Source organism: Falsiroseomonas oryzae (assembly GCF_027856955.1).
Taxonomy (GTDB): domain Bacteria; phylum Pseudomonadota; class Alphaproteobacteria; order Acetobacterales; family Acetobacteraceae; genus Falsiroseomonas; species Falsiroseomonas oryzae.
Genome location: NZ_JAPSMD010000458.1, coordinates 1 through 4,179, shown reverse-complemented (window position 1 = coordinate 4,179; position 4,179 = coordinate 1). Strand labels below are relative to the sequence as shown.

The following is a 4,179-nucleotide window of genomic DNA, read 5'->3' as shown; positions in this document are numbered from 1 at the left end:
CGCGCGGCAGCCTGGCCGGCGCGACGGCGGAGGCGACCGGCCGCCCGCTGCGCCGCGCGCTGCGGCGGACCGCCTTCTGGGCGCTGGCCGTCACCTTCTGCTGCCAGGCCTTCGTGTTCTTCGGCCTGGCGTTCCACCTGCTGCCGCTGCTGCAGGAACGCGGGCTGTCGCTGGGGGGCGCGCTGCTGGTGGTGGCGATGCACGGGCCCTGCCAGGTGCTGGCGCGGGGCATCCTGTTCGCGCTCGGCAGCCGCGTGCGCGACATCCGCACCATCGGCTATGTCGGCGTCGCGCTGCCGCCGCTGGCCATGCTGGTGCTGGCGCTGGCCCCGGACGCGCCGGGGCCGTTGCTGGGCTTCGCGGTGCTGTTCGGCATCTCCAGCGGGTTGATGACCATCCTGCGCGTCTCCGGCACGGCGGAGATCCTGGGGCGGGAGGGCTATGGCCAGATCGCCGGCGCCCTGAGCACCGCCGCGGTGCTGCCGCGCACCGCCGCGCCGCTGGCCCTCGCCCTGGTGTGGGAGGCCGCCGGCGGCTACGCGCCGGTGCCCTGGCTGCTGTTCGGCGTGACCTCGCTGGGTGCCGCCGCCTTCCTGGTCGCGGCGCGGGACCGGACCCCGGCCTGACGGGGCAGCCCCGCGCCGGGCGGTGGTTGACCGGCCCGGCGGCCTCTGCGATTCGCGCCCTCCCCGGAACCGTCACCGGCCGGCCATCCGGCCGTGATCGCCGCATGGGCGGCACCGATGCTAGACTGCTGCATGGAACAATCGACCGACACGACCTTTCCCGCCGACCCCTCCACCCCCGCCGAGGCGGGCGGCACGCTGATCCTGGCGCTGCCGAAGGGGCGGATCCTGGCGGAACTGGCCCCGGTGCTCTCGCGCGCCGGGATCAAGCCGGCGGCCGATTTCGCCGACGAGGACAGCCGCCGCCTGCGCTTCGAGACCAACCATGCGGGCCTCGACGTGGTGCGCGTGCGCCCCTTCGACGTCGCCACCTTCGTGGCGCATGGCGCGGCGCAGATCGGCGTCTGCGGTGCCGACGTGCTGATGGAATTTGACTACGACCAGATCTACGCCCCCCTCGACCTCGGCATCGGTCGCTGCCGGGTGAGCGTTGCGGAGCCGCAGGACATCGCGGGGCAGGACATCGGCAAGGCGTCGCGCATCACGGTCGCCACCAAGTATCCGGCCATCGCGCATCGCCACTTCGCGCAGAAGGGAATCCAGGCGGAGGTGGTGCACCTGAACGGCGCGATGGAGCTGGCGCCCTCGCTCGGCCTGTCGCGCGTGATCGTGGACCTGGTGCAGACCGGCTCCACCCTGAAGGCGAACGGGCTGGTGGAGACCGACGTGATCGCGCATGTCACCTCCCGCCTCATCGTCAACCGCACCGCGCTCAAGACGCGGCCGGAGGCGATCTCCGGCTGGATTGCGCGCTTCCGCGCGGCACTTGCGGAGCGCGACGCGAGATGAGGACGCTCGACACCAGGGATACCGGCTTCGAGGCCGCCTTCCGTGACCTGCTGGACCAGGCGCGGGAGACCACGGCGAAGGTGGATGCGGCGGTTGCCGCGATCATCGCGGAGGTGCGGGCGCGCGGCGACGCGGCGCTGGTGGAGCTGACCGCGCGCTTCGACCGCTGGTCGCCGAGCTCCGCCGTGGCGCTGCGCGTCACGCCGGCGGAAATGGAGGCGGCCGCGGCTGCCATCGCGCCGGAACGCCGCCAGGCGCTGGAGCTCGCCGCACGCCGCATCGAGGCCTTCCACCGCGCGCAGTTGCCGCGCGACGTGGAGCTGGAGGAGCCGGGCATCCGCACGGGCATGCGCTGGGGCGCGCTGGATGCCGTGGGGCTCTACGTGCCCGGGGGGAAGGCGGCCTATCCGTCCTCAGTGCTGATGAATGCGCTGCCGGCGCGGGTGGCGGGCGTGGGGCGCATCGCGATGTGCGTGCCCACGCCGGATGGGCTGCTCAACCCCCTGGTGCTGGCGGCGGCGCAGCTGGCCGGCGTGACGGAGGTGTGGCGCATCGGCGGCGCCCAGGCGGTCGCGGCGCTGGCCTGGGGCACGGAGGGGATCGCCCCGGTGGACCGCATCGTCGGGCCCGGCAACGCCTATGTGGCGGAGGCGAAGCGCCAGGTCTTCGGCCGGGTCGGGATCGATTCCATCGCCGGCCCGTCGGAGGTGGTGGTGATCGCCGACGGCACCAACGATCCGCGCCACGTCGCCCTGGACCTGCTGGCCCAGGCCGAGCATGACGAGGCCGCGCAATCCATCCTGGTCACCGACGATGCGGGTTTCGCGCAGCGCGTCGCCGCGGCGGTGGAGGTGGAACTGCGGACGCTGCCGCGCGCCGCGATCGCCGGCGCGTCCTGGGCGGCGCATGGCGCCGTGATCCTGGTGCGGGACTGGGCGGAGGCGGCGGAGCTGACCAACCGTCTGGCGCCGGAGCACCTGCAGATCATGGTCGCCGATCCGCGCGCGTTGTTCGGCAGGATCCGCCATGCCGGCGCGGCCTTCCTGGGCCGCTGGTGCCCGGAGGCCATCGGCGACTACGTGGCCGGCCCCAACCATGTGTTGCCCACCGGCCGCACCGCGCGCTTCGCCTCCGGCCTCTCGGTGTTCGATTTCCTCAAGCGCACCACCTGGGTGGAGACGGATGCGGAGGGGCTGGCGGCGATCGGGCCTGCCGCGGTGCGGCTGGCCGAGGCTGAGGGGCTGGACGCGCATGGCCTGAGCGTCGCCGCGCGGCTGCCGCGGTGAGCCCCGCGGCGGGTGCGCGGGCTTGACATGCGGCGCAGGTTGCGTGCTTGACCCCGTGGGGCGTGAGGATCATCTTCCCGCACGAATCTGAATATTTTGCCCGGTCGTCCCGCCACTTCCCCCCGGCATGGCGGCATCGGGCGCGACACGATGAAGGAGCCTCATGTCGAAAGAGGACATGATCGAGTTCAGCGGCCAGGTGGTCGAGTTGCTGCCCAACGCGATGTTCCGCGTGAAGCTCGACAACGACCACATGGTCCTGGCGCATACCAGCGGGAAGATGCGCAAGAACCGCATCCGCGTCCTGGCGGGCGACCGCGTGAACGTGGAGATGACGCCCTACGACCTGACCAAGGGCCGGATCACGTTCCGATATAAGTGACCTCAGGCGCCGGCGCGCGCATCCGCGCGCTTGGCTTTCGCGCCGGCCACTGGACCGCCGGCTGGGCTGTCGGTTTGTGCGTCGTGCGTGAAGCGCGCCTTCGGCGCGATGGCCGCATTCGCGGCCTCGGCCCGCTGCGCGGGCCGCCAGTTCGGATCCTGTAATGACAGTGCCTCTTGCCCGCCCGCCGCTGGTCCTGGCGTCCGCGAGCCCGCGGCGGCTCGAGCTGCTGGCGCGGATCGGGGTGGTGCCCGATCGCGTGCTGCCGGTGGACCTCGACGAGACGCCGCGCAAGGCGGAGCTGCCGCGCGAACTCGCCGCCCGGCTGGCGCGGGCGAAGGCGGAGGCGGCGCGGGCGGAGGCGCCGGAGGCGCTGGTGCTGGCCGCCGACACCGTGGTCGGCGTCGGGCGCCGCATCCTGGGCAAGCCCGCGGATGCGGCCGAGGCGCGACGCTTCCTGGAGCTGATGTCGGGCCGCCGGCACCGCGTGATGACCGGGGTCTGCCTGATCCGGCCGGACGGGAAGCGGTCCGAGCGGCTGGTCACCACCATCCTCGCCTTCCAGCGCCTGACGCCGCAGCAGGTCGCGTTGCATCTGGACTCCGGCGAGTGGCAGGGCGTGGCCGGCGGCTACCAGATCCAGAAGCGCGCCGAGGCCTGGGTGCGCTTCCTGTCCGGCAGCCATTCCAACGTGGTCGGCCTGCCGCTGTTCGAGACGGCGCAGCTGCTGCGGGGCGCGGGTTGGCTGCGGCCCTGATCCTGTCCTCGGTCTCGCCCGGTGAACGCCGGGTGGCGCTGCTGCGCGACGGCCGGCTGGACCTGGCGGCGGTGGAGCGCCCGGCGCGGCCGGACGGCGTCGGCGACCTGCACCGCGCGCGCGTCACCGCCATAGCCCGGCCGATGGCCGGCGCCTTCCTGCTGCTGGCCGATGGCGCGACCGCCTTCCTGCCGGACAGCGAGGCGCCCGACCGCAAGGCGGTGCAGCAGGGCGCCATCCTGCCCATCCGCCTGATGCGCGCCGCGCAGGGCGGCAAGG

Annotated in this window: 5 protein-coding genes and 1 pseudogene; all 6 read left to right on the top strand. The window is 73.5% G+C overall.

Annotation, left to right across the window (positions count from 1 at the left end; translation table 11 throughout):
* Positions 1 to 626, top strand: a 626-nt coding sequence (locus OZN99_RS26930; protein ID WP_270938311.1) for an MFS transporter, incomplete at its 5' end; no start/stop codon positions are given.
* A 132-nt stretch (positions 627 to 758) separates the two neighbouring features.
* Positions 759 to 1,475: an ATP phosphoribosyltransferase gene (gene hisG, locus OZN99_RS26925; protein ID WP_270938310.1), complete on the top strand. Its 717-nt coding sequence runs from the start codon at positions 759 to 761 to the stop codon at positions 1,473 to 1,475.
* A complete protein-coding gene (gene hisD / locus OZN99_RS26920; protein WP_270938309.1) occupies positions 1,472 to 2,761 on the top strand; it encodes a histidinol dehydrogenase in 1,290 nt (429 codons plus the stop codon). The genes hisG and hisD overlap by 4 nt, the downstream gene beginning before the upstream one ends.
* A gap of 163 nt (positions 2,762 to 2,924) precedes the next feature.
* Positions 2,925 to 3,143, top strand: coding sequence for a translation initiation factor IF-1 (gene infA / locus OZN99_RS26915; RefSeq protein ID WP_270938308.1), 219 nt, complete (start codon positions 2,925 to 2,927; stop codon positions 3,141 to 3,143).
* Positions 3,144 to 3,306: 163 nt separating this feature from the next.
* Positions 3,307 to 3,900, top strand: coding sequence for a Maf family protein (locus OZN99_RS26910; protein WP_270938307.1), 594 nt, complete (start codon positions 3,307 to 3,309; stop codon positions 3,898 to 3,900).
* A pseudogene (locus OZN99_RS26905) lies at positions 3,885 to 4,179 on the top strand (ribonuclease E/G); the annotation flags it as partial. The gene OZN99_RS26910 and the pseudogene OZN99_RS26905, both read left to right, overlap by 16 nt.

What these genes read in the sequence shown, in the direction of transcription:
- hisG (WP_270938310.1), top strand. Translation starts at nt 759, where the DNA reads ATGGAACAATCGACCGACACGACCTTTCCCGCCGACCCCTCCACCCCC.
- OZN99_RS26910 (WP_270938307.1), top strand. Translation starts at nt 3,307, where the DNA reads ATGACAGTGCCTCTTGCCCGCCCGCCGCTGGTCCTGGCGTCCGCGAGC.
- hisD (WP_270938309.1), top strand. Translation starts at nt 1,472, where the DNA reads ATGAGGACGCTCGACACCAGGGATACCGGCTTCGAGGCCGCCTTCCGT.
- infA (WP_270938308.1), top strand. Translation starts at nt 2,925, where the DNA reads ATGTCGAAAGAGGACATGATCGAGTTCAGCGGCCAGGTGGTCGAGTTG.